The following is a 23,364-nucleotide window of genomic DNA, read 5'->3' as shown; positions in this document are numbered from 1 at the left end:
CACCGCACCGCCCTACGCCGGCCCGGGCCCCCGCCCGACCAGCCCCCGCAGCTCCGCCGTCAACGCCGCCGCCAGGTCCGGCCGGAGGTCGTAGCGCGCCGGCGTGTTCTGCAGCAGTCCGATCCGCCAGCCCGCCCCGGCGTTCACCGCGATCACCGTCTGCACCGCGTTGAGCGCCGGGTCCAGGTCCTCCGCGGCGTCCGGCACCAGCCCCGCGACGGCGTCCAGCTGCGCCACCCCGGGCCCCAGCGCGCGGACCCGGCGCACCCTGGCCACGTACTCCGGCGTCGCGTGGTCCGCGAAGAGCCGCCCCAGTTCGGCGGCGATCACCGATCGCCCGCAGTGCCGGGTGCCGTCGAAGCCGATCACCTCCCCGTCCTCGGCGAACGGCCCGGCGAAGGCCGAACCGTCCCGCTGGTTCCACCCGTCCAGCGCCCGGTGGTACAGCGCCCGCACCGCGCTCTCGTCCCCGGAGGACAGCTCCGGCAGCCGCGTATCGTTCATATCCCCATGGTCGACGAAGGCGGTGGAGCCGGACAGCGGAGGAGGTGCGCGGCGGTGACGGGCGAGTCGGTACGGCGCTGGCGGCCGGGTTTCCCGCTGGACGTCGCCCGGACGCTGCTGCCGCTGCGCCGGGGCCCCGCCGACCCGGCGTACCGCACCACCGGCGACGGCGCGCTCTGGCGGGCGTCCCGGACCCCGGCCGGGATCGGCACGCTGCGGGTGCTGGCGCGCCCGGCCGCCGGCGAGGTGGAGGCGACCGCCTGGGGCCCGGGCGCGCCGTGGCTGTTGGAGCGGCTGCCGGTGCTGCTGGGCGCGCGGGACGACCCGGAGGCCCTGGTGCTGCCGCCCGGCCCGCTGCGGGACGCCCAGCGCCGCACCGCCGCGGTCCGCCTCACCCGCACCGGGCTGGTCCTGGAGTCCCTCGTCCCGGCGATCCTGGAACAGAAGGTGACCACCGACGAGGCCTACCGCGCCTGGCGCACCCTGCTACGGGACTTCGGCACCGCGGCGCCGGGCCCGGCCGAGGGCATGCGGGTGGCGCCGTCGGCCCGGGAGTGGGCGCTGGTGCCGAGCTGGGAGTGGCACCGCGCGGGGGTGGACCCGAAGCGCTCGGCGACGGTCATGCGCGCCGTCCGGCTGGCGCCCCGGCTGGAGGAGGCCGCCGCGATGGACCACGCCGAGGCCTTCGCCCGGCTCACCGCCGTCCCGGGGATCGGCCCCTGGACGGCCGCCGAGACCCTGCAGCGCAGCAACGGCGATCCGGACGCGGTCTCGGTCGGCGACTTCCACCTGCCCAACCTGGTCGGCTGGGCCCTGGCCGGCCGCCCCCGCAGCGACGACGCCCAGATGCTCGCCCTGCTGGAGCCCTACCGCCCGCACCGCCACCGCCTCTGCCGCCTCCTGCTGGCCACCACCCCCCACGCCCCCCGCTACGGCCCCCGCCTCACCCCCAACGACCACCGGCGGCGATGAGCCGGAAGCGCCGTGCGGTGTACACACCGATGTGTACGCTCGACGCACGACTGACGCACTGAGCATCCGGGAACTGCGTGCGAACATCGCCCAGGTGGTCAACCAGGCCGAGGCCGGCGAGATCACCGTGATCACTCGGAAGGGCGAGCGGGTCGGAGCGGTCGTGCGATCGAGATCCTCGACGCCATCGAGGATGCCGCCGACGAACTGCTCGCCCGTGAGGCCGAGCAGCACCGGAACGATCCCACCGTGACCACGGCCGAGCTCCTGGCCGACCTGTTCGACTCGCCCAGGGACCCGTCCGGGAGCGCTGCGTGAAGTACGCGTTCCGCTTCACCGCGCACGCCAAGCGCCAGCTGCGTGACATCAGCCGGGTCGACGCGATGCGGATCCTCACCGCACTCACCGTTCTCGGCGAGGACCCGTACGCCGATGGCCCGGATGCCGAGAAGCTGGCGGGTCACGTCGGCCTCTACCGTCTCCGCGTCGGCGTCCACCGCGTGGCCTACGAGATCCACGACGGCGTGTTGGTGATCCTCGTGGTGGCCGTTGGAAATCGCCGCGAGATCCATCGCGGTCTCTGAACCGCTACCGCACCTCGATGAAGGCGTCGGCGTCGCGTTCCGGGCGTTCGCGCGGGGGTTCGGCGGGGCGGCCGACGGCGATGGCGCCCATCGGGTCCCAGCCGCCCGGGAGGTCGAGGGCCGCGCGGACGGTGTCGCGGCAGAACATGGTGGACGACACCCAGGCGGAGCCGTAGCCCTCGCCGGTGAGGGCGACCAGGAGGTTCTGCACGGCGGCGCCGGCGGCGACGGTGAACATCTCCCGTTCGGCGGCGGCGCGCCGCTGGTCGGGGTAGTGGTGCGAGCCGTCCATGACGAGGCAGGGCACCACCAGGTAGGGCGCGTCGCGCAGGACGTCGCCGCGGGCGGTGCGGCGGGCGATCCGGGCGTCGTCCCAGCCGTCGAGTTCGCGCAGGTCGCGCTGCCAGGCGGCGAGCATCGCGTCGAGCAGCCGGGTGCGGGCCCGCGCCGTCTCCAGCAGGACGAACCGCCACGGCGTGGTGTGGTGCGGGGCGGGCGCGGTGACGGCGGCGGCGACGGCGCGGCGCACGGCGCCGGGGTCGACCGGGGCGTCGGTGAAGGAGCGGACGGTGCGCCGCAGGGTGACGGCCCGGCGCAGCGCCTCGGAGGTGCCGAGCCGGAACATGTCGTCGGCGGCGGGGCGGACCAGCGGCCGGGTGCCGTCGCCGTCCTCGGCGGTGACGAGGTGGCCGAGCCCGCGGACGACGGCGACCGGCACGCCGCTGGTCTTGCCCTTCACCAGGTCGGCTGCGGCGGCGAGTTCGTCGGCGGTGGCGGTGACGGTGAGCGCCAGCTCGTTGCCGTGGCTGTCGGTGCGCCCGCGGTGGTCCTCCAGCACGGACAGCCCGGCGGCGCCGATGGCGACGTCGGTGAGCCCGTTGCGCCAGGGCCGGCCGAAGGTGTCGGTGACGACGACGGCGAGCCGGCGGCCGGTGAGCTGCTGGAGCCGCCCGCGCAGGGCGCGGGCGGAGGCGTCCGGGTCCTCGGGCAGCAGCAGGACGGTGCCGGGGGCGGTGTTGGAGGCGTCGACGCCGGCGGCGGCCATGACGAAGCCGTTGCGGTTCTCGACGATCCGGGCGGGGCCGCGCCGGGCGACCACCCGGACGGTCTCGGCCTCGATCGCGGCCTCGCGGTCGGCGGCGTGCAGCAGCCGGCCCTCGGCCTTGCTGACGATCTTCGAGGTGACGATCAGGATGTCGCCGTCCTGGTACTCGCCGGCCTTGGCGAGCAGCGCGGCGAGGTCGGTCCCGGCGTCGATCTCCGGCAGCCCCTCGACCGGCAGGATCCGCAGGCTCATGCGCCCGCCCCGTTGCGCCCGCGCCCGCTCACTTGCGCACCTGCTCGGCGAGGGCGAGGGCGGCCCGGGCCATCTCGGCGGTGGCCTCGACGTCGGTCATCAGCAGCGGGACGGCCCGGCAGGCGATCCCGGCGGCTTCGACGGCGGCGACCGAGGCCTGGTCGGCGGTGTCGACGAGCCAGCCGTCGATGAGTGCGGCGCCGTAGTTCAGCGCGACCGCCTCCGCGGTGGCCTCGACGCCGACGGCGGCGAGCACCTTGTCGGCCATGCCGCGCACCGGGGCGCCGCCGATGATCGGGGAGAGCCCGACGACGGGGGCGGGGGCGGCGGCGACGGCCTCCCGGATGCCGGGGACGGCGAGGATGGTGCCGATGGAGACGACCGGGTTGGACGGCGGGAAGAGGATGACGTCGGCGGCGGCGAGGGCCTCCAGGACGCCGGGCGCGGGCTTCGCGGTGTCGGCGCCGACCGGGATGATCGCCTCGGCGTCGACGGCGGCGTGCAGCCTGACCCAGTACTCCTGGAAGTGGATCGCCCGGGTGCCCTGCTCGTCGGTGATCCGCACGTGGGTCTCGACCCGGTCGTCGCTCATCGGCAGCAGCCGTACGCCGGGCTTCCAGCGCACGCACAGCGCCTCGGTGACCTGGCTGAGGCTGTAGCCGGCGGTGAGCATCTGGCTGCGGACGAGGTGGGTGGCGAAGTCGCGGTCGCCGAGCCCGAACCACTCGGGGCCGACGCCGTACTCCTTCATCTCGGCCTTGATCGACCAGGTCTCGTCGGTGCGGCCCCAGCCCTGCTCCTCGTGGATGCCGCCACCGAGGGTGTACATCACGGTGTCGAGGTCGGGACAGACCTTGAGGCCGTAGAGGTGGATGTCGTCGCCGGTGTTGCCGATGACGGTGATCTCGTCCTGCGGTCCGACCGCCGCGAGGAGTCCGCGCAGGAAGCGCGCTCCGCCGATTCCGCCTGCCAGTGCCACGATGCGCATGGGTTCATCCTGCCACGGTCCGACTGCCCGTCAGCCCGGTCGCCGGCCCGGCCGCCGGCGGGTGCGACGGCCGGGCTGACGTGGGCGGGTGCTCAGTGCGCCTCGGCCTGGGCCTGCGGGTGCTGCTCGGGGACGGCGGTGCCGCCGTACTGGTTCATCTCGGTGAGGCCCGGGGTGTAGAGGTGGATGGAGACGGCGGGTTCGAGCGTGCCGTTGACCACCTCGTGGAGGTAGCCGGAGGAGAAGACCCGCTGCCCGCCGGGGCGCAGGGTGCGGGCTCCCTCGCCGGCGCGGGTGAGCGAGCGTTCGATCAGCTCGCCCTGGACGACGGTCATCACGCCGGAGGACTCGCCGTGGTCGTGGAAGCCGCTGCTCTGGCCGGGCAGCCAGCTGAGCAGCCAGACCTCGTAGCCGGGTCCGGTCTCCAGCCGGGCGTACCAGCGGGTGAGCGCGTCGTAGCGGACCAGGGGTTCCCAGCGGGCGCGGTCGGCGGCGATCTCGCGGATCAGCCGGGCGTGGCCGGCCACGGTGGTGGGGTGGCGGGGCAGATCGGTGCGGGCCAGGTGCGGGAAGGCGAGCGGGTCGCCGGCGATGGAGACGTCGCTGAGGCCGTCGGTCCAGCCCCGGGCGGGCGCGGCGGGAGCGGTGGGCGCGGTGGGCGCGGGGCTTCGGCGGGCGAGTTTGCTGCGGTCGCGGTTCCGCTTGCGGATACGGGTCATACGCACGGGAGTCGTCCTCGGAGTGGCGGCTGTTCGTCGGGGATCAGCCGGATCCGGGATGTCCTGGGACGGGAATCGCGGGCGGCCTCTGTGCTTCCTGGGGGCGGCGCGCGGTGGGACGCGGGCGCCTAGATACAGCAGGAACAGAGGCGACAACAAGAGCTCACGGCACGGCGGAGCGTGGAACCGCTCCGGGGGCTGGCGAACTCTGACATAGGGGAAAGGAGACCGCATCCGTGGGGCCGGTGTCAAACACAGGGATGCGGCATTCGAGGGGGTTACGCCAAGAAGTTGCCCGGATGGGGTGATAAATCACGCTCTATGTTTCGATGGGAAGATCGCCGGGAAGGCAGGGCGATGACCGGCCTGTGATGGTGACCGAGCGTCACTCGCCGAATGGTTGTGGCTGGTTCGACGCCGTTCGGGGCTTTCGGATCGAAGGTCCAATGTGTCCGAATATGTACACTATTCGTAACGGCTTGGTGCCGGGGAGTGAATCCTCGCCCCAATACCAGAGCTCGGCTTGACTGAGCCAGAGTGACGCAACTGTAATTTCACTCGTGTCGTCGGCCGCACGAGGCAACGGCAACCACGGGGACGCCAAGTAGGGGCAGAGGAGGCGCGCCACATGAGCGAGCTCTTTGAGCTGTTGATCGGTGACGGCATCACGGAGGAGGAAGAGGAACTCGGTTGGCAGGAGCGCGCGTTGTGCGCCCAGACCGACCCCGAGTCCTTCTTCCCCGAGAAGGGCGGCTCCACGCGCGAGGCCAAGAAGGTCTGCCTCGCCTGCGAGGTCCGTTCGGAATGCCTGGAGTACGCCCTCGCCAATGACGAGCGGTTCGGCATCTGGGGCGGCCTCTCCGAGCGCGAGCGCCGCCGGCTCAAGAAGAGCGCGGTCTGACCGGGGCGGCCGCCGACCCCCGCTGACCCTTCGACAACCACACGGCAGTACGGGCGCCTCACCGCGGCGGTGGGGCGCTTTCGTGTTCCCTGCCGGCTCTTCACCGGTCCCGCACCGGCACCGCGGACGAAGCCGCCATCCGGAGCCGTTAGTGTGGTGCGCCATCCGGTTGCCGTTCACCGGCTGTGTCCACCGAGAACTGAGGCCCGCGCACTCGATGACCGTCTACAGCCACCAGAGCGGCTTCACCGCTGCCAGGCCGCCCGCCTACCCGCGCCACCTGGTCACCGCGGTGATCGTCTCGCACGACGGGGCCCGCTGGCTGCCGCAGGCCCTCGCCGGCCTGCTCGGCCAGGACCGCCAGGTCCAGCGGGTGCTCGCGGTCGACACCGGTTCCACCGACAACTCTCCGCAACTGCTGGCGGACACCCTCGCGGACTGGCTGCCCGAGAGCGGCCCGCTGCTCCTCGGCCGCCGGGCCGGCTTCGGCACCGCCGTCGCCGAGGCCGTCTTCAGCAGCCCGCCGCTGCGCCCGGAGGACCTGCCGTACCGGCTCGACCCCTCCGGCTACGACCCGGTCACCGGCGGCTGGGACGACTTCGGCGACCCGCTCGCCCAGGAGGACGACCTCGGCCGCGGCGGCCCGCGCGAGACCCAGCCCGTCGAATGGCTCTGGCTGCTGCACGACGACTGCGAGCCGCAGACCGACGCGCTGCGCCGGCTGCTCCAGGTCGCCGACTCCACCCCCAGCGCCGCCGTGGTCGGCCCCAAGCTGCGCAGCTGGTACGACCGCCGCCAGCTGCTGGAGGTCGGCGTCACCATCGCCCGCTCCGGCCGCCGCTGGACCGGCCTCGACCGCCGCGAGCAGGACCAGGGCCAGCACGACCAGGTCCGCCCGGTGCTCGCCGTCTCCAGCGCCGGCATGCTGGTGCGCCGCGACGTCTTCGAGGAACTCGGCGGCTTCGACAAGGCGCTGCCGCTGATGCGCGACGACGCCGACTTCTGCTGGCGGGTCAACGCCGCCGGCCACCGCGTGGTGATCGCCCCCGACGCCGTGCTGCGGCACGCCGAGGCGGCCAGCCGCGAGCGCCGCGCCATCGACTGCGGCCCCGCCCACCCGCACCGGGTGGACAAGGCCGGCGCCGTCTACACCCTGCTCGCCAACTGCAAGGGCGCGCTCTTCCCCTACGTCCTGCTGCGGCTGGTGCTCGGCACCCTGCTGCGGGCCGTCACCAACCTGCTCGGCAAGGACCCGCGCCAGGCCTTCGACGAGCTCACCGGCCTCGGCCACGAACTCGTCCGCTTCCCCCGGCTGCTGGCCGCGCGCAAGCAGCGCGCCCGCACCCGGGCCGCCGACGCCCTGGACGACCGCACGCTCTTCCCGCCGCCCGGCGCCACCGCCCGGCTCGCCGTCGAGGGCGTGATCGGCTCCCTCGGCATAGGGGGAGGGGACGACACCGGCCGGCACGGCTCGGTCGAGGCCGGGCCGGGCGGCGAGGACGACGAGGACCTGGTCGTCGAGCAGTTCACGCTGATCAAGAAGCTGGCCCGGCGTCCGGCGCCGGTGCTGTTCGCGGCCCTGCTGGTGTTCGCCCTGATCGCCTGCCGCGGCCTGTTCGGCAGCGGCGAGCTGTTCGGCGGCGCCCTGCTGCCGGCCACCGACGGCGCCGGCGGCCTCTGGTCGATGTACGCGGACGCCTGGCATCCGATCGGCACCGGCTCCACCGCCGCCGCGCCGCCGTACCTCGGCGTGCTCGCGGTGCTGTCCTGGGTGCTGTTCGACCACGCCGACCTCGCGCTCACCCTGCTGATCGTGCTCACCGTGCCGCTGTCGGCGGTCAGCGCCTACCTGGTGTCCCGGCCGCTGCTGGACTCCAAGCTGGTCCGGGCCTGGGCCAGCGCCGCCTACGCGCTGCTGCCCGCCGCGACCGGCGCGCTCGCCCAGGGCCGGATCGGCACCGCCGTCCTCGCCGTGCTGCTGCCGCCGCTGGCCCGCGCCGCCGCGATCGCGGCCGGTCTCGGCATCCGCGACGAGAGCGCCGCCAAGGGTGCCCGCCCGGGGTGGCGGCCGGTCTGGATGACCGTCCTGCTGCTCACCCTGGCCACCTCCTTCGTGCCGTTGACCTGGGCGCTCGCCCTGCCGCTGTGCCTGGCGACGCTGGTCGTCGCGGTGGTCCGCGGCGGCGCCTTCGGCTCGGGCGGCGCCGCGCTGCGCCTGCTCGGCCTGCGCGTCCTGGTGATCCTCGCGCTGCCCGTCCTGGTGCTGGCGCCGTGGTCGCTGACGGTGCTGACGCACCCGCAGTGGCTGCTGCTGGAGGCCGGCCTGCCCGGCTTGCACGGCACCGGTGCGAGCGCGGCCGGCCTGCTGCTGGTCAACCCCGGCGGCGCCGGGGTGCCGCCGGTCTGGCTGTCGGCCGGCGTGGTGCTCGCCGCGCTCGCCGCACTGCTGCGCGCCGACCGCCGCCGCGCGGTGCTGGCCGCCTGGGGTGCGGCCGGTGCGGGCCTGGTCTTCGCGGTCGCGGTGGCGGGCACCTCCGTCACCCCGGCCTCCGGCGGCCCGGCGGTGCCCGCCTGGGCCGGCCCGGCCTCGCTGATCGCCGGGATCGCCCTGCTGGCGGCCGCCGCGATCGGCGCCGACGGCGCCAACGCCCGCGTGGCCGGGATCGCCTTCGGCTGGCGCCAGCCGGTGGCCGCGCTGGTGGTGGCCGCCGCGGTGCTGGCCCCGCTGGGCACCGGCCTGTGGTGGGCGCTCACCGGCGCCGGCAAGCCGCTGCACCGGGCCCAGGCCGGCCAGGTGCCCGCGTTCATCGCGGAGGAGGCCGGCACCACCGACCGGTCCCGCACCCTGGTCGTCACCGGCGACCCGGGCGGCGGCGCGGTCCGCTACACCGTGGTCCGCGGCGCGGGTCTGACGCTCGGCCAGGCCGAGTCCACCGTCGACCCGGCGACCGGCACCCAGGACGGCCTGAACAAGATGGTCGGCAGCCTGCTGGCCGGTTCCGGCGCCGACCAGGCCGGTGCGCTCTCCGGCTACGGCATCGCCTACGTGCTGGTCCAGAAGTCGGTGATCGCCACCTACAAGGACGTCCTGGACACCACCCCCGGCCTGGTCAAGGCCAACCAGGACGGCGACTCCGCGCTCTGGCAGGTCACCGGCGCCCCCGCCGTCCGCGCGGTGATCACCGCCCCGGGCGCCGCCCCGGTGGTCGTCCCGGCCGGGGCCCGCGACCTCACCGCCACCGTCCCGGCCGGCCCGGAAGGCCGGGTGCTGCGGCTCGCCGAGTCCGCCGCCCCCGAGTGGAAGGCCACCGTGGGCGGCACCGCGCTGGAGTCCGTCACGGTCGACGGCTGGGCGCAGGGCTTCAAGCTCCCGGCCGGCGGCGGCAAGCTGTCCGTCACCCGGGAGGACGGCTTCGCGCACACCGGCTGGATCTGGGCCCAGGTGCTGCTCGGCCTGACCATCCTCGTGCTGGCCCTGCCCGGACGCCGCAGCCACAAGGACGACGACCTGCCCGAGGAGGTGGTGGCCGCCGCCGCGCTGGCCGCCGCGGCCCAGGCGCAGGCGCCCGCCCCCGGCAGCCGCCGGGCCCGCCGGATGGCCGAGCGCGGCGAGGGCGGCGAGGACGGCGGGGTGTACGAGGGCCCGCCGGGCGCGATCCCGGCGCAGCCCGCCGGCGAGCCGGTGGCCGAAGCGGTCCAGGCGGCCGCCGCCGTCCAGGAGGCCGAGCCGTACACCGACCCGTACCAGACGTACCAGCAGGCCGACCCGTACAGCTACGACCAGTACGCGGCCCAGCAGCCGGTGGCCGCGCCGTACGGCGGCCAGGGGTACGACGGCCAGGGCTACGAGGGCTACCAGCCGCAGGCGTACCCGCAGCAGGGCTACGAGCAGCAGCCGTACCCGCAGGAGCAGCAGTACGGCTACGAGCAGCAGCCCTACCAGCAGACGGAGCACCAGCAGCCGTGGGTGCCGGGGCAGCCGCAGGCCGAGCCCTACTACGACCCCAACGACCCGAACGACCCCAACGGCACGGGCCGGTACCCGCACCAGCACGGATCGGGGAGCTGACCCGCGATGAAGAAGCCCGCATTCAGGAAGAAGTCCGCGCCCGAGGCCGTCGAGCCGACGGAGGCCGCCGAGGCCGCCGAGGCCGGGAAGTCCGGGCACGCTCCGGCCCAGGCGCCGGAGCCCGCGGCCTCCGCCCGGCCGGCCGGGCGGTCCGGGGGCACCAGGACCACGCAGTCCCTGCTGGCCGCGGCCGTCGTGCTCGCGGCGGTGTTCGGGATCGCCGAGACGCGCCCGCCGGCCTCCCCCGCCAAGGCGGACGGTGGCGTCGCCCCGACCACCGCGCAGGTCGAGCGGACGGCGGCGGTCTGCCCGCAGCCGCTCCAGGGCCTGACCGGCTCGACCACGCTCACCGCCTACACCCCGCCCGGGACGGGCGGCGCCACCGGCGGGGCCGGCTGGCTCTCCGACGCCGCCGCGCCCGCGACCCCGCCGACCACCGCGCCCTCCGCCCCGGCGGCCGGCGCCCCCGCCGCGCCGTCCGGCTCGGCCGCCCCGGCCGCCCCGGACAAGGGCGCCGCGCCCGCCGACGCCCGGCTGACCCTGGCCAAGCCCGGCACCCCGGCCACCGGCCCGGCCGCCAACGGCGACACCGCGCCCGGCACCGGGGCCGTCGCCACCGGCGCCCTCGCCCCCGGCTTCACCGTCACCCAGACCACCGTGGTCACCGAGCAGCGCGGCCTCGGCCTGTCCGGCCTCACCTGCACCCCCGCGGGGACCAGCTTCTGGTTCGCCGGGGCCAGCACGGCCGGCGACCGGGTCGACTACGTCAGCCTGGTGAACACCGAGTCCTCCGCCGCCGTGGTCGACATCAAGCTGTACGGCGACAAGGGCCTGATCGAGAACGACGCCGCCAACGGCATCACCGTCGCCCCCGGCAGCTCCCAGTCCGTGCTGCTGCCGACGATCAGCAAGGGCGCGGTCAACGACCTCGCCGTGCACGTGGTCGCCCGCAGCGGGCGGGTCGGCGCCGCGCTGCACGCCGCCGACGGCGGCAAGGGCGCCGACTGGATCCCGGCCTCGGCCGAGCCGGCGGCCACCCAGGTGCTGCCCGGCCTGCCCGCCGACACCTCCGCCGCCCACCTGGTGGTCTGGGCGCCGCCGGAGGACGACGCCGACCTGAAGATCCAGCTGTCCGGCAAGAACGGCTGGTTCACCCCGGCCGGCAACGAGTCCATCCACATCAAGGCGGGCATGGTGGCCGCCGTCGACCTCGGCAAGGTCACCCGCGACGAGGTCGCCGGGCTGCGGCTGTCGCCCACCGACGACAAGCACCCGACCCCGGTCGTGGCCGGCCTGCGGGTCGACCGGGCCGGGGGCGGCGGCAAGAGCGACGCCGCCTGGCTCACCGGCACCGGCCCGGTCGGCGCCCGCGCCACGGTGGCCGACAACCGGGCCGGCGCGTCCACGCTGTTCCTGACCTCCGCCGGCGACGCCGCCACCGTCCGGGTCACCGCCTCGGCCGGCAGCGGCGGCGGCACCCCGGTGAGCAAGGACGTCCAGCTGCCGGCCGGCGGCACGGTCGCCCTCCCGGCGCCCGAGCCCGGCGGGCTGAACGGCAGCTTCGCGCTCACCGTCGAGACCGTCTCCGGCGGCCCGGTGATGGCCGCCCGGATGCTCTCGCTGCCCGCCAAGGACGTGCCGATGTTCACCATCCAGTCGCTGCGCGACGACCACAGCACCGTCAGGGTCCCGCGGGCCGGCCAGGATCCGGGCGTCGTCCTGCGCTGACCGGTCGGACGGGGCGGTACCCGGCAGGCCCGGGTACCGCCCCGTCCGCGTGCTCAGTCCTCGTCGTAGCGCGGGTCGATGGCGTCCGGGGACAGCCCCAGCAGCTCCGCCACCTGCTCGATCAGGATCTCGTGCACCAGCGCCGCGCGGTCCTCCCGGGTCTTCGCCCGGATCTCCACCGGCCGCCGGTACACCACGATCTGGCTCTTGCGCCCCTGCTTGCCCGGCAACACCCGCCCCAGCGGCACGCCGTCCGCGCCGTCGGCCGCGTCGGGCTCGTGCAGCGGCACCTCCTGGACGGCGAACTCCACTTCGATCAACTGCGGCCAGCGCCGTTCAAGACGCTCCACCGATTCGCGCACGTAGTCGTCGAACAGTTCGGAACGGGTGAGCGAGATCGGCACCTGGGGCGGCGCCAGCGGGCCGCGCAGCCCCCTGCCGTGCCGGTCGCGATGCCGGGGACGGCGCGAGGGTCCCGTCGATGACTGCGGTGCAGAGCTGTCCATATCACTGCCGAGGGTAGTCCTTGGACGGTCGGAAGTGGACTACTCCGACGGGGAAACGCCCGGGGCGGCGGGGCGCGGACCGGCGTGCGGACCGCGACACGGCACACCCGCCGGACAGGCGGTCTTCGCTCCCCGGCGAGGAGTGCGGTACCGTCCACCTTCGTGAGCTCTGTACGTCGTTGTTCGCGGACCGCGTGCGGCCGGCCGGCCGTCGCGACGCTGACGTACGTCTACGCGGACTCCACCGCCGTCCTGGGCCCGCTCGCCACCTACGCCGAGCCGCACTGCTACGACCTGTGCGCCGAGCACGCCGAGCGCCTCACCGCCCCGCGCGGCTGGGAGGTCGTCCGGCTGGCCGCCGAGGCCGGGCCGCTGCGCCGCAGCAGCGACGACCTGGAGGCCCTCGCCAACGCCGTCCGCGAGGCCGCCCGGCCGCAGACCCCCCGTCAGGGCCGCGGGTCCGAGGGCGAGTCCACCGAGGGCGGCCGCCGCGGCCACCTGCGCGTCCTGCGCTCGCCGGACAACTGACGCCGCACAGCCGACGCCGTACCCCGCCCGGGCCCGCACCGGGCGTTCGTCCGACTTGGGTACGCTGCCCGTCTACCGTCACCGCGGACCGTCGACCGAACGGGCGGTGACCCCGACGTATCGTGACCGTGGGCGGCCAGCCGCCGATCACACGCACACCGACCAGTACAGAGACCAGGGTGGAGCCGCAGTGCGCGACCTCAAGCAGCTCGTGAAGGCCTACGACGTCCGAGGCGTCGTCCCGGACCAGTGGGACGAGCACCTGTCCCGGGCCTTCGGCGCCGCGTTCGTGCAGGTCACCGGCGCGTCCGCGATCGTCGTCGGCCACGACATGCGCCCCTCCTCCCCGTCGCTCACCCGGGCGTTCGCCGAGGGCGCCGCCGCCTACGGCGCCGACGTCGTCCAGATCGGCCTCTGCTCGACCGACCAGCTCTACTACGCCAGCGGCAAGCTCGACCTGCCCGGCGCGATGTTCACCGCCAGCCACAACCCGGCCCAGTACAACGGCATCAAGCTGTGCCGGGCCGGCGCCGCCCCGGTCGGCCAGGACACCGGCCTCGCCGAGATCCGCGAGCTGGTCGAGTCCTGGACGGGCGAGGACGACACCGTCACCGTCCCGGCCAAGGACGTCAAGCCGGGCGCGCTGTCCGAGCAGGACACCCTGCGCGGCTACGCCGACCACCTGCTGGGCCTGGTCGACCTCACCGCGATCCGCCCGCTCAAGGTCGTCGTGGACGCGGGCAACGGCATGGGCGGCCACACCGTGCCGACCGTCTTCGACGGCCTGCCGATCGAGCTCGTCCCGATGTACTTCGAGCTGGACGGGACCTTCCCCAACCACGAGGCCAACCCGCTCGACCCGAAGAACATCGTCGACCTCCAGGCCAGGGTCCGCGAGGTCGGCGCCGACCTCGGTCTGGCCTTCGACGGTGACGCCGACCGCTGCTTCGTCGTCGACGAGCGCGGCGAGCCGGTCTCCCCGTCCGCCATCACCGCCCTGGTCGCCGCCCGCGAGATCGCCCGCGCCCAGGCCGCCGGCGAGGCCGAGCCGACCGTCATCCACAACCTGATCACCTCCTGGACCGTCCCCGAGGTGGTCCGCGAGCTCGGCGCCAACCCGGTGCGCACCCGGGTCGGCCACTCCTTCATCAAGCAGGAGATGGCCGTCACCGACGCCGTCTTCGGCGGCGAGCACTCCGCGCACTACTACTTCCGCGACTTCTGGCGCGCCGACACCGGCATGCTGGCCGCGCTGCACGTGCTGGCCGCGCTCGGCGGGCAGCCCGGCACGCTGTCCGCGCTCACCGCCGAGTACGACCGCTACGCCGCCTCCGGCGAGATCAACAGCACCGTCGCCGACCAGGCCGCCAGCACCGCCGCCGTCCGCGCCGCCTACGCCGGCCTGGAGGGCACCACCGTCGACGAGCTGGACGGCCTCACCGTGGCCGGCCCGGACTGGTGGTTCAACCTGCGCGCCTCCAACACCGAGCCGCTGCTGCGCCTGAACGCCGAGGCCAAGGACCCGGCGAAGATGGCCGAGCTGCGCGACGGCGTGCTCGCCATCGTCCGCGCCTGACCGAGGCCCGCTGTGCCCCGGCCGGTAGGGTTGCCTATCGGCCGGGGCACCGCCGTGCCACCCCCCGACTTTTGGAGAGCCCCATGAAGCTCGAATCCTTCCTGCTGGAGATCCTGGTCTGCCCGCAGTGCCGGGCCGCGCTCACCGAGGGCGGCACCGAGGAGCAGCCCGAGCTGCTCTGCACCGGCGCGGACTGCGGCCTCGCGTACCCGGTGCGGGACGGCATTCCGGTCCTGCTGGTGGACGAGGCCCGCCGCCCGGCCTGATCCTTGGGGCGAAGCCCCCACCCCGTCAGCCCAGCGCGCACAGGACAGCAGCCGGAGGCCCGCCGCATGCTCGACGACACCCTGCTCGACGACCCGGCCGCCCTGCAGCGCGCCGACCGCGACCGCGCCCTGCTGGCCCTGGCCGGCGCCGGCGCGCGGGTCCGCACCGCGCTGCGGCTGGCCGACGCGGCCGGCCTGGACCGGCTGCGCCCGGACGGCCGCCCGCGCGCCGTCCTGGTCGCGGGCCACGGCAGCGCCCTGACGGCGGGCGAGATCCTGACCGCGCTGGCCGGCAGCGCCGGCCTGATCACCACGCTGCCGCCGACCGAGGCGGCCGCCCCGCGCGCCGACCGGGCCGGCGCGCCGCCCGCCTTCACCACCGGGCTCGGCTGGCAACTGCCCGGCTGGGCCGGCCCGCTGGACCTCCTGGTGGTCAGCTCCGCCGACGGCGGCGAACCGGGCCTGGTCAGCCTCGCCGAGCAGGCCTACGCGCGCGGCTGCGCGATCGCGGTCACCGCCCCGGTGGGCAGCCCGCTGGCCGAGGCCGCGTTGCAGGTGCGCGCGCTGCCGCTGCCGTACGTGGCCTCCGCGCTGCCCGAGGACGAGGCGCCCGCCCGCCCGGCCGCCGAGCCGGACCTCCCCGCCGAGGACCCGGCCGCGCTGTGGTCCCACCTCACCCCGCTGCTCGCGCTCGCCCAGAAGATCGGCATCACCCAGCTGCCGTACGACGCGCTGCCGGCCGTCGCCGACCTGCTGGACGCGACCGCCGTCCGCTGCCGCCCCGACGCCGCCGCGTACACCAACCCGGCCAAGGGCCTGGCCGCCCGGCTGGCCGGGACGGTCCCGCTGCTGTGGGCCGAGGGCCCGATCGCCGGGGCCGTCGTCACCCGCTTCGCCGCCCAGCTCGCCGAACGGGCCGGCCGCCCGGCGCTGGCCGGGCCGCTGCCGCAGGTGCTCACCGCCCACCGCGGCATGTTCACCGGCCAGTTGGGCGCGGGCGCGGACCCGGACGACTTCTTCCGCGACCGGGTCGACGAGCCGGATCCGCTGCACCTCCAGGTCCTGCTGCTGCGGCACGTCCCGGGGGCGCCCGGCGGTCGGCCCGGGGCCCAGCCCGGCGGCGCGGCCGACGAGGCGGACGGGCCGGCCGAGGTGCCGGAGGACGACGCGGGCCCGCGCAGCTTCGGCGTCACCCGCGCGCACCGGCTGGCCGGCGCCCACGACGTCCGGCTGACCGAGTACGCGACCACCCGGCCGGACCCGCTGCACGCGCTCGCCGACCTGGTCGCGCTGACCGACTTCGCCGCCGTCTACCTCGGGCTCGCCGCCGCGCAGTCCTGAGCCGGCGTCGTACGGCCGGTACGGTAAGCGCTCGACGGAGCAGCGCGACCAGCCATTGCGGCGGAGGGACCCGGAGCATGAGTACAGAAGGCGGCACCAAGGCACTGGTCGCGGCACTGTCCGCGAACCTGGCGATCGCGGCGGCCAAGTTCACCGCCTTCGGCTTCACCGGCTCCTCGTCGATGCTGGCCGAGGGCGTGCACTCGGTCGCCGACTCGGGCAACCAGGTGCTGCTGCTGATCGGCGGCAAGCGGGCGCGCCGGGCGGCGGACGAGGAGCACCCGTTCGGGTACGGCCGCGAGCGCTACGTCTACGGCTTCCTGGTGGCGATCGTCCTCTTCAGCGTCGGCGGCCTGTTCGCGATCTACGAGGGCTGGCACAAGGTCAACCACCCGGAGAAGCTGGACTCCTGGGGCTGGGCGGTCGGCGTGCTGATCTTCGCCGTCGCGATGGAGGGCTGGTCCTTCCTCACCGCGATGCGCGAGTCGGCGAAGGCCAAGGGCGGCCAGGGCTGGGTGCAGTTCATCCGCACCGCCAAGGCCCCGGAGCTGCCGGTGGTGCTGCTGGAGGACGCCGGCGCGCTGATCGGCCTGGTGCTCGCGCTGCTCGGCGTCTCGCTCACCGTGGTCACCGGTGACGGCGTCTGGGACGGTGTCGGCACCCTGGGCATCGGCGTCCTGCTGGTGCTGATCGCGGTGGTGCTCGCCCTGGAGACCAAGTCGCTGCTGCTCGGCGAGTCCGCCGACCGGGATTCGGTGCGCCGGATCCGCGAGGCGCTGGTGGACGGCGAGGCCGTCACCGGCGTGATCCACATGCGCACCCTGCACCTGGGGCCGGAGGAACTGCTGGTCGCCGCCAAGATCGCCGTCAACGCGGAGGACAGCGCGGCCCGCGTCGCGCGGGCGATCGACGCGGCGGAGGAGCGGGTCCGGGCCGCCGTCCCGATCGCGCGGGCGATCTACCTGGAGCCCGACGTCTACAGCGCCGAGAAGGCCGCCGCGGGCGAGGACCCGGCGGCCACCCCCGGCGGGCCCGGGCCCGGCGCCTCGCACTGACCGCCGCCGGCCGGGGCCGGCTGGGATCCGCTTGAGGACCCGTCCGGTCCGAGGCCGAAATCGCTCATCGGCGGACGGCCGGTGGGGCCGCCGGTGTAGATTCGTCACCAGAGCCAGAACGTCGCTGCTGATGGCGGTTGATCGGCGGTCCGCCCCTGTGGGGTGTGCCCCGGTCGAGGGAGAGAGGTCCTCCGACGGTTTGTGCTGCGCAGCAGGGAACCGGTCCACCACCACGGATCCGGCCGCCCCGGCGTAGCCGTGCACCCGTACGGCCCCGCCCCCGCTGCGACCGCACACACAGGACCTTGGCCACGCCCACCCCATCAGCGAGGAGCAGACGCATGTCGACCGACACCACCGGTGACTTCAAGGTCGCCGACCTTTCCCTGGCGCCGTTCGGCCGCAAGGAGATCCAGCTGGCCGAGCACGAGATGCCCGGCCTGATGTCGATCCGCGCCGAGTACGCCGAGTCGAAGCCGCTGACCGGCGCCCGCATCACCGGCTCGCTGCACATGACCGTGCAGACCGCCGTCCTCATCGAGACCCTGACCGCCCTGGGCGCCGAGGTCCGCTGGTGCTCCTGCAACATCTTCTCCACCCAGGACCACGCGGCCGCCGCCATCGCGGTCGGCCCGGAGGGCACCCCGGAGAACCCGCAGGGCGTGCCGGTCTTCGCCTGGAAGGGCGAGACCCTGGACGAGTACTGGTGGTGCACCGAGCAGGCCCTGACCTGGCCCGAGGGCAAGACCCCGAACATGATCCTGGACGACGGCGGCGACGCCACCCTGCTGATCCACAAGGGCGTCGAGTTCGAGAAGGCCGGTGCCGCGCCGGACCCGTCCACCGCGGACAACGACGAGTTCCGGATCATCCTGGAGCTGCTCAACCGCACCCTCAAGGACTCCCCGAACAAGTGGACCGAGGTCGCCGCCACCATCAAGGGCGTGACCGAGGAGACCACCACCGGTGTCCACCGCCTGTACGAGATGCACCGTGACGGCCAACTGCTGTTCCCGGCGATCAACGTCAACGACTCGGTCACCAAGTCGAAGTTCGACAACAAGTACGGCTGCCGCCACTCGCTCATCGACGGCATCAACCGCGCCACCGACGTCCTGATCGGCGGCAAGGTCGCCGTCGTCTGCGGCTACGGCGACGTCGGCAAGGGCTGCGCCGAGTCGCTGCGCGGCCAGGGCGCCCGCGTCATCGTCACCGAGATCGACCCGATCTGCGCGCTCCAGGCGGCGATGGACGGCTACCAGGTCGCCACCCTGGAGGACGTCGTCGAGACGGCCGACATCTTCATCACGACCACGGGCAACAAGGACATCATCATGGCCTCCCACATGGCCCGGATGAAGCACCAGGCCATCGTCGGCAACATCGGCCACTTCGACAACGAGATCGACATGGCCGGCCTGGCGCAGCTGCCCGGCGTGGTGAAGACCGAGGTCAAGCCGCAGGTCCACGAGTGGCGCAAGGCCGACGGCCGCACCATCATCGTCCTCTCCGAGGGCCGCCTGCTGAACCTGGGCAACGCGACCGGCCACCCGTCGTTCGTGATGTCCAACTCCTTCGCGAACCAGACGATCGCCCAGATCGAGCTGTTCACGAAGACCGAGCAGTACCCGATCGGCGTCTACGTGCTGCCCAAGCACCTGGACGAGAAGGTCGCCCGGCTGCACCTCGACGCGCTCGGCGTGAAGCTGACCACCCTGAGCCAGGAGCAGGCCGACTACATCGGCGTCCCGGTCGAGGGCCCGTACAAGGCGGAGCAGTACCGCTACTGATGCGGTGAGCCGTACGCCGGTGGCCGGCACCCCTGCGCAGGGGTGCCGGCCACCGGCGCGTTCGGTCGGCCGTCGGCGGTTCAGGGCACGATGACGTCGGTGGTCCAGTCGGTGGCGTCCGGGCCGAGGGCCTCGGTGTGGGCGAGCATCCAGGGGAGGCCGCCGAGCTGCTCCAGGGAGGGCGGATCGCCGGCTCCGGTGCCGATGGAGACCTCCACCCCGTTCTGGACGGACTCCAAGGGCGGGTGCGGGTCGGTGTAGGGCGAGCCGTCCGTGCTGGTGTGGACCGGGCGCGGCCCGATCGGCCGCAGGATGACCGAGACGTTCTTCCCCTCGACCTGGAACATCAGCCACAGGCTCCAGGCGCCGACGCCGTCCGTGTCCGGCCGCCAGAGCGAGACGTCGGTGGCCTTGAACGTCTCGGGCAGGCCGGTGAACCGCACCGGCAGCGGGACGTCCCAGTGGCCGTACCGGACATCGGCCGCGACCCTGAGCAGAACCTCCTGGGAGAGGTTTTCGAGGCGGCCGCCACCGTTTCCGCTGATCTCCGCCCACCGGCCGTCGGGGGTCAGCCAGCGCAGCGTCGGGGCGGCCGTACCACCCGAGTCGACCAGCCAGTAGGCCGGCCGCCCTTGGCGGGCCGGCAGCGTCGCCAGGGCGTGGCGCAGGTCCAGCGAGGCATCGAGGTCGACGGGTACGGACTCGGTGTCGAGGTCGGTGCCCGGCCGGCTGGTCCGTCGCCACCAGGAGGTGCGCTGCTCGGCCAGGAAGGTGTTGACCAGCACCCTGCGGGCGTAGCCGTCCAGGTTCTCCATGCGGCCTGCCCGCGACCAGTTCACGTACAGCTTGGTGATGGTCTCCTGGACCAGGTCGTCCGCGCGGTGCCAGTCCCCGCACAGCAGATAGGCGACCTTGCGCAGCCAGCCGCTCCTGGAAGCCACGTACTCCGTGAACTCCTCGTCGCGTGCCTGCTTCGCCATCTGCGCCCCCCTTCTCCCGCGTACCGTCGGCGCTCGTGCGCGCCGTCCACCCCCCTAATGCGGGCACCCGCCCCGAACGTTGCATGCGAAGTGCGCACGTAGGCTTTCGGGCATGCCCAACGGCCGGTACTCGCTCCATACAGCCATGACTCCTCTGGGTCACGACCGCGTGCTGCTCGGGGAGGAGCGCTTCAGCTGCGCCCCCGGGGCGGCCGGCTGGCGGTACGTCTCCAAGACCTACGCGCCGGACGGGCGGGTGATCGGCAGCGTCGACCTCACCCTGGACTCGCGGGCCCGCCCGCTGCGGATGGAGCTGCGGGCCGGTGGCTGGCAGGTGCGCGGCGGCGCGGTGGACGGCGTCGCCTGGGTCCGGACGGACGCGGCGGACCCGGGCGGCGAGCACAGCGTGGAGGGGCACGACCGGGCGCACGGGTTCACCGGCGGCTCGCCGGCCTTCCTGGTCGCCACCGCCCGGCTGCTGCGGCTGCGGGAGGGGGCGAGTGCACGGGTGCGGCTGGTCGCCTTCACCGAACCGGTGCTGGCGCCGCGCACCTTCGACCAGGGGTGGCTGCTGGAGGGTGTCGACACGCACCAGACCGACTCCGGGCCGCTGCTGGTCGAGCGGTACCAGGTCGCGGACCTGGAGACCGGCGAGCAGCAGGTCGTGCACCTCGCGGGGGACGTGGTGCTGGCGGCCGACGGGATCGAACTGGAGGAGCTGGCGTCGCCGCCGAACGCCTGGCCGGCGCAGTTCGGGGAGTAGGTCCGGGCTGAGTGGGTCGGGCGGCGGGCCCGACGGCACGGTGAGCCTAGGCGGGCGGCGCGAAGCCGGTGCCGGGGGCCGGTGTCGGGGCTGGGGCCGGTGTCGGGGACGGCTGGTCGGCGGTGGGCGGGGCGGGCTTCTCGAAGGAGGGGGCGGCCGGGGCCGCGGTCGTCGGCGGGGTCGTTGCCGCGGTCGTCGTCGGGACGCCGAGGACGCGCAGCGGCCCGCCGTCCGCGGTGGGCGGCTGGGGAGCGGGAGCCGGCCACGCGGCGGGTGCCGGGGCGGCGGTCCGCTGCCGCTGCCACTGGGCCTGGGCCCGCGTCCACTCCCGGCGCTGGCGCTCGGTGAGCACCGCGCCCAGGTATGCCGCCGGGTGCAGCCCCTGCGCCACCGGATGACCGGTCCGGGCGGCCAGGTCGCCGGCCAGCCGGGTGGACATCTGGAGCGCCACCGTGGGGTCCAACTGGCCTATGCGGCCAAGTAGTTGGCGAATCGCCAGCCAGAGCGGCTCCGGCACGGCGGACAGGTCCATCGCGACCAGCTCCCGGCCCATCGTCTGGAGCAGGTGCGGGTGCACGGGCGGCAGCGGCGGCGTCCCCCCGCCCGGGGTGCGCTCGCGGACGACCACCGTCCCGGCGAAGATGTCGCCCAGCCGCTTGCCGTCCACGTTCACGGCCGAGGTGATCACCGCCGGCACGCCGGTCATGGCGACCAGCTCCATGAAGCCGACCAGCCCGCGCACCAGCGAGTGCCGGAACCGCACCGGTCCGCCGTCGGTGCGCACCACCCGCAGGCCGAGCGCGGCCTTGCCGAGCGAGCGCCCGTGGGTGAAGGTCTCGACCATCACCGGCACGGCCACCAGGAAGAACACCAGCAGCCCGATCAGGGTGGCCGCCAGCGCCGCACCGTCCAGTCCGATCAGGGCGACGCTCAGGGTGAGCGAGACCAGGAACAGGGCGGCGAACTCCACGAGCAGGTCCAGTGTGATCGCCAGCGCCCGGCTGGGAAGCTTCGCCGTCTGCAGGTCGAGGACGACCGCCTCACCCGTCACCAGGTCGCTCAAGACACCTGTCCGTTCACGTTCGTGGAGCCGTACAGCTCACTCATGGAGGCCGCCGAGGGCGGCACGGACGAGGGGAGGGGCGTCATCCGGACCGGCCCCCACGACCTGCTCTCCGCAGTCTGATCCGCAGCCGCAAACATACGGCGCCCGGTGGTCGCACGGGAAGTGAGATCCCGGCGGTCGGGGGGCCCACCGCTGCTGGCATGCTGGGCCGCGCGTGTCCGTACGTACCCGCCCGTCCACCCGCCCGCGACCGGGCCCCTCGCGCCCACCGCCGACCATGGAGCCGCCGAATGGACCTGGACGTCTTCGTCGCCACCCACCAGGGGGAGTGGGCACGGCTGGACGCCCTCGCCCGACGGCGCCGGCTCGGCGGAGAGGAGGCCGACGAGCTGGTCACCCTGTACCAGCGCGCCACCGGCCACCTGGCCAAGGTCCAGGCCGCCGCACCGGACCCTGCCCTGCTCAGTCGGCTGACCGGCCTGGTCTCGCGGGCCCGCAGCGCGGTGACCGGATCGCGCAGCAGCGGATGGCACGACGTCGCCCGGTACTACACGGTGAGCTTCCCGGCCGCGCTGTACCGCGCGCGCCGCTGGTGGGTGCCGGTCGCGGTCGTCTCGCTGCTGGCCACCGCGGTGCTCGCCTGGTGGATGGCCACCCACCCCGAGGTCCGCAACAGCCTCGTCGCCCCGGATCACCTGCGGGAGATGACCCGCCCGGGCGGGCAGTACGAGTCGTACTACTCGGACCGCCCGGCGAGTTCGTTCGCCGCGCAGGTCTGGACGAACAACGCCTGGATCGCCGTGCAGTGCCTGCTGTTCGGGATCGCGCTGGGTCTCCCGGTGCTCTGGGTGATGTGGACCAACGTGGTCAACCTCGGTGTCGGCGTCGGGCTGATGGCCTCCGCCGGGCGACTCGACGTCTTCCTCGGCCTGCTCATCCCGCACGGCCTGCTGGAGCTGACCGCGGTGTTCGTGGCCGGCGGCCTCGGTCTGCGCCTCGGCTGGACGGTCATCGACCCCGGCCCGCGCACCCGTGGAACGGCCCTGGCCGAACAGGGCCGCTCCATCATCGGCATGTCCATCGGCCTTGCCACGGTGCTGGCCGTTTCCGGTGTGCTCGAAGCGTTCGTCACCCCTTCCGGGCTGCCGACCTGGGCACGCATCTCGATCGGAGTGCTGGCCGAGGCGGCATTCCTCCTCTACGCGCTGGTGTGGGGCCGAAAGGCCGCCGAGGCCGGCGAAGTCGGTGATCTGGACGCGGCGGATCGGGCGGATCTGCAACCCGTCGCGGCCTGAGGCGAGGTGATCCACATGCCTCTGACCTGGTACTCTTCTCGCATCCCGACCAAACCATTGACGTGGTGAGGGTGGGCTAGTAGGTTTGAACGGTTGGGACAGACTGGACAACGGTCAGTCCCGGGCGTTAGTGTCTACGACACCGCCAAATCGAGGTGAGCGCATTTTATGAATGCACATCCTTCGACGAAGCAAAATCCCGCGGACTGAGCACATCGAAAGCTTTGATAAGCTTCGGAGCGAAGTTCGAAGGAAATCCCGCCAGCGGGAATTCGGAGAAACGAAGCCGGTAAGAACGGCCGCGAGGATCTGATAAGCTGGAAACACGAAAGAACGAAGCACCCGGAGGGCCCGCTGGAAGGCGGTCCGAAGGAAGTGTCCGTTCCTTGAGAACTCAACAGCGTGCCAAAAGTCAACGCCAGATATGTTGACATCC

20 protein-coding genes and 1 pseudogene are annotated in these 23,364 nt (G+C 74.0%); 14 read left to right on the top strand and 7 right to left on the bottom strand.

Annotation, left to right across the window (positions count from 1 at the left end):
* Window positions 1–12 precede the first annotated feature (12 nt).
* Window positions 13–504 (bottom strand): SgcJ/EcaC family oxidoreductase, encoded by a 492-nt coding sequence (locus AB0O19_RS36240; RefSeq protein WP_363587604.1) that lies wholly within the window; start codon window positions 502–504, stop codon window positions 13–15.
* Window positions 505–558: 54 nt separating this feature from the next.
* Between AB0O19_RS36240 and AB0O19_RS36235 the strand changes: the two genes are divergently transcribed.
* From AB0O19_RS36235 to AB0O19_RS36225, 3 genes are all read left to right on the top strand, one after another.
* Window positions 559–1,476, top strand: a complete 918-nt coding sequence (locus tag AB0O19_RS36235; RefSeq protein WP_363625798.1) for a DNA-3-methyladenine glycosylase 2 family protein — start codon at window positions 559–561, stop codon at window positions 1,474–1,476.
* A 31-nt stretch (window positions 1,477–1,507) separates the two neighbouring features.
* The gene (locus AB0O19_RS36230; RefSeq protein WP_363625797.1) at window positions 1,508–1,729 is read left to right on the top strand and encodes a type II toxin-antitoxin system prevent-host-death family antitoxin; all 222 of its coding nucleotides are present in this window, start codon (window positions 1,508–1,510) and stop codon (window positions 1,727–1,729) included.
* A 61-nt stretch (window positions 1,730–1,790) separates the two neighbouring features.
* Window positions 1,791–2,060 carry a type II toxin-antitoxin system RelE/ParE family toxin gene (locus AB0O19_RS36225; RefSeq protein WP_363625795.1) on the top strand — a complete coding sequence of 90 codons (270 nt, stop codon included), beginning with the start codon at window positions 1,791–1,793 and terminating at the stop codon, window positions 2,058–2,060.
* Between the two features lie 4 nt (window positions 2,061–2,064).
* Here the strand turns inward: AB0O19_RS36225 and AB0O19_RS36220 are convergent.
* The 3 genes and pseudogenes from AB0O19_RS36220 to AB0O19_RS36210 all read right to left on the bottom strand — a co-directional run.
* Window positions 2,065–3,360: pseudogene (locus AB0O19_RS36220) on the bottom strand (coenzyme F420-0:L-glutamate ligase); the annotation flags it as partial.
* 25 nt (window positions 3,361–3,385) lie between these two features.
* On the bottom strand, window positions 3,386–4,345 hold the full coding sequence (gene cofD, locus AB0O19_RS36215; protein WP_363587598.1) for a 2-phospho-L-lactate transferase: 960 nt from the start codon (window positions 4,343–4,345) through the stop codon (window positions 3,386–3,388).
* A gap of 92 nt (window positions 4,346–4,437) precedes the next feature.
* Window positions 4,438–5,070, bottom strand: a complete 633-nt coding sequence (locus AB0O19_RS36210; RefSeq protein WP_363625793.1) for a cysteine dioxygenase family protein — start codon at window positions 5,068–5,070, stop codon at window positions 4,438–4,440.
* A gap of 622 nt (window positions 5,071–5,692) precedes the next feature.
* Between AB0O19_RS36210 and AB0O19_RS36205 the strand changes: the two genes are divergently transcribed.
* From AB0O19_RS36205 to AB0O19_RS36195, 3 genes are all read left to right on the top strand, one after another.
* Window positions 5,693–5,965: a WhiB family transcriptional regulator gene (locus tag AB0O19_RS36205; protein WP_045702141.1), complete on the top strand. Its 273-nt coding sequence runs from the start codon at window positions 5,693–5,695 to the stop codon at window positions 5,963–5,965.
* Window positions 5,966–6,182: 217 nt separating this feature from the next.
* The gene (locus tag AB0O19_RS36200) at window positions 6,183–10,034 is read left to right on the top strand and encodes a glycosyltransferase family 2 protein (protein ID WP_363625791.1); all 3,852 of its coding nucleotides are present in this window, start codon (window positions 6,183–6,185) and stop codon (window positions 10,032–10,034) included.
* 6 nt (window positions 10,035–10,040) lie between these two features.
* Window positions 10,041–11,762 carry a DUF5719 family protein gene (locus tag AB0O19_RS36195; protein ID WP_363625789.1) on the top strand — a complete coding sequence of 574 codons (1,722 nt, stop codon included), beginning with the start codon at window positions 10,041–10,043 and terminating at the stop codon, window positions 11,760–11,762.
* A gap of 53 nt (window positions 11,763–11,815) precedes the next feature.
* On the opposite strand, the gene AB0O19_RS36190 is transcribed toward AB0O19_RS36195, so the two are convergent.
* Window positions 11,816–12,268, bottom strand: coding sequence for a metallopeptidase family protein (locus AB0O19_RS36190; RefSeq protein WP_363625787.1), 453 nt, complete (start codon window positions 12,266–12,268; stop codon window positions 11,816–11,818).
* Between the two features lie 84 nt (window positions 12,269–12,352).
* Here AB0O19_RS36190 and AB0O19_RS36185 point away from each other — a divergent pair, with 84 nt between their 5' ends.
* The 6 genes from AB0O19_RS36185 to ahcY all read left to right on the top strand — a co-directional run bounded on the left by AB0O19_RS36185 (window position 12,353) and on the right by ahcY (window position 18,824).
* A complete protein-coding gene (locus AB0O19_RS36185; protein WP_363625785.1) occupies window positions 12,353–12,796 on the top strand; it encodes a DUF3499 domain-containing protein in 444 nt (147 codons plus the stop codon).
* A 190-nt stretch (window positions 12,797–12,986) separates the two neighbouring features.
* Window positions 12,987–14,372, top strand: coding sequence for a phosphomannomutase/phosphoglucomutase (locus AB0O19_RS36180; protein WP_363587590.1), 1,386 nt, complete (start codon window positions 12,987–12,989; stop codon window positions 14,370–14,372).
* A gap of 83 nt (window positions 14,373–14,455) precedes the next feature.
* Window positions 14,456–14,638: a Trm112 family protein gene (locus tag AB0O19_RS36175; RefSeq protein WP_063349138.1), complete on the top strand. Its 183-nt coding sequence runs from the start codon at window positions 14,456–14,458 to the stop codon at window positions 14,636–14,638.
* Between the two features lie 66 nt (window positions 14,639–14,704).
* On the top strand, window positions 14,705–15,979 hold the full coding sequence (locus AB0O19_RS36170) for an SIS domain-containing protein (RefSeq protein ID WP_363625783.1): 1,275 nt from the start codon (window positions 14,705–14,707) through the stop codon (window positions 15,977–15,979).
* A 77-nt stretch (window positions 15,980–16,056) separates the two neighbouring features.
* Window positions 16,057–17,034 (top strand): cation diffusion facilitator family transporter, encoded by a 978-nt coding sequence (locus tag AB0O19_RS36165; RefSeq protein ID WP_363625781.1) that lies wholly within the window; start codon window positions 16,057–16,059, stop codon window positions 17,032–17,034.
* Window positions 17,035–17,375: 341 nt separating this feature from the next.
* Window positions 17,376–18,824: an adenosylhomocysteinase gene (gene ahcY / locus AB0O19_RS36160; RefSeq protein WP_363587584.1), complete on the top strand. Its 1,449-nt coding sequence runs from the start codon at window positions 17,376–17,378 to the stop codon at window positions 18,822–18,824.
* Between the two features lie 80 nt (window positions 18,825–18,904).
* Here the strand turns inward: ahcY and AB0O19_RS36155 are convergent, their stop codons facing one another.
* Window positions 18,905–19,804, bottom strand: coding sequence for a sigma factor (locus tag AB0O19_RS36155; RefSeq protein WP_363625779.1), 900 nt, complete (start codon window positions 19,802–19,804; stop codon window positions 18,905–18,907).
* A gap of 112 nt (window positions 19,805–19,916) precedes the next feature.
* Between AB0O19_RS36155 and AB0O19_RS36150 the strand changes: the two genes are divergently transcribed.
* On the top strand, window positions 19,917–20,567 hold the full coding sequence (locus AB0O19_RS36150; RefSeq protein WP_350886472.1) for a hypothetical protein: 651 nt from the start codon (window positions 19,917–19,919) through the stop codon (window positions 20,565–20,567).
* A gap of 46 nt (window positions 20,568–20,613) precedes the next feature.
* On the opposite strand, the gene AB0O19_RS36145 is transcribed toward AB0O19_RS36150, so the two are convergent.
* Window positions 20,614–21,630, bottom strand: coding sequence for an RDD family protein (locus AB0O19_RS36145; protein ID WP_363625778.1), 1,017 nt, complete (start codon window positions 21,628–21,630; stop codon window positions 20,614–20,616).
* Between the two features lie 293 nt (window positions 21,631–21,923).
* Between AB0O19_RS36145 and AB0O19_RS36140 the strand changes: the two genes are divergently transcribed.
* Window positions 21,924–22,928: a stage II sporulation protein M gene (locus AB0O19_RS36140; RefSeq protein ID WP_363625776.1), complete on the top strand. Its 1,005-nt coding sequence runs from the start codon at window positions 21,924–21,926 to the stop codon at window positions 22,926–22,928.
* The last annotated feature ends 436 nt before the right edge of the window (window positions 22,929–23,364 follow it).

The sequence above is a fragment of the Kitasatospora sp. NPDC091276 genome (genome assembly GCF_040684355.1).
Lineage (GTDB): Bacteria > Actinomycetota > Actinomycetes > Streptomycetales > Streptomycetaceae > Kitasatospora.
The sequence above is the reverse complement of the archived record's forward strand: the minus strand, read 5'-3'. Positions and strand labels throughout refer to the sequence as shown.

Coding starts and splice junctions, on each gene's coding strand:
- AB0O19_RS36240 (WP_363587604.1), bottom strand. CDS start 504: ATGAACGATACGCGGCTGCCGGAGCTGTCCTCCGGGGACGAGAGCGCG.
- cofD (WP_363587598.1), bottom strand. CDS start 4,345: ATGCGCATCGTGGCACTGGCAGGCGGAATCGGCGGAGCGCGCTTCCTG.
- AB0O19_RS36205 (WP_045702141.1), top strand. CDS start 5,693: ATGAGCGAGCTCTTTGAGCTGTTGATCGGTGACGGCATCACGGAGGAG.
- AB0O19_RS36200 (WP_363625791.1), top strand. CDS start 6,183: ATGACCGTCTACAGCCACCAGAGCGGCTTCACCGCTGCCAGGCCGCCC.
- AB0O19_RS36195 (WP_363625789.1), top strand. CDS start 10,041: ATGAAGAAGCCCGCATTCAGGAAGAAGTCCGCGCCCGAGGCCGTCGAG.
- AB0O19_RS36190 (WP_363625787.1), bottom strand. CDS start 12,268: ATGGACAGCTCTGCACCGCAGTCATCGACGGGACCCTCGCGCCGTCCC.
- AB0O19_RS36175 (WP_063349138.1), top strand. CDS start 14,456: ATGAAGCTCGAATCCTTCCTGCTGGAGATCCTGGTCTGCCCGCAGTGC.
- AB0O19_RS36170 (WP_363625783.1), top strand. CDS start 14,705: ATGCTCGACGACACCCTGCTCGACGACCCGGCCGCCCTGCAGCGCGCC.
- AB0O19_RS36165 (WP_363625781.1), top strand. CDS start 16,057: ATGAGTACAGAAGGCGGCACCAAGGCACTGGTCGCGGCACTGTCCGCG.
- ahcY (WP_363587584.1), top strand. CDS start 17,376: ATGTCGACCGACACCACCGGTGACTTCAAGGTCGCCGACCTTTCCCTG.
- AB0O19_RS36155 (WP_363625779.1), bottom strand. CDS start 19,804: ATGGCGAAGCAGGCACGCGACGAGGAGTTCACGGAGTACGTGGCTTCC.
- AB0O19_RS36150 (WP_350886472.1), top strand. CDS start 19,917: ATGCCCAACGGCCGGTACTCGCTCCATACAGCCATGACTCCTCTGGGT.
- AB0O19_RS36140 (WP_363625776.1), top strand. CDS start 21,924: ATGGACCTGGACGTCTTCGTCGCCACCCACCAGGGGGAGTGGGCACGG.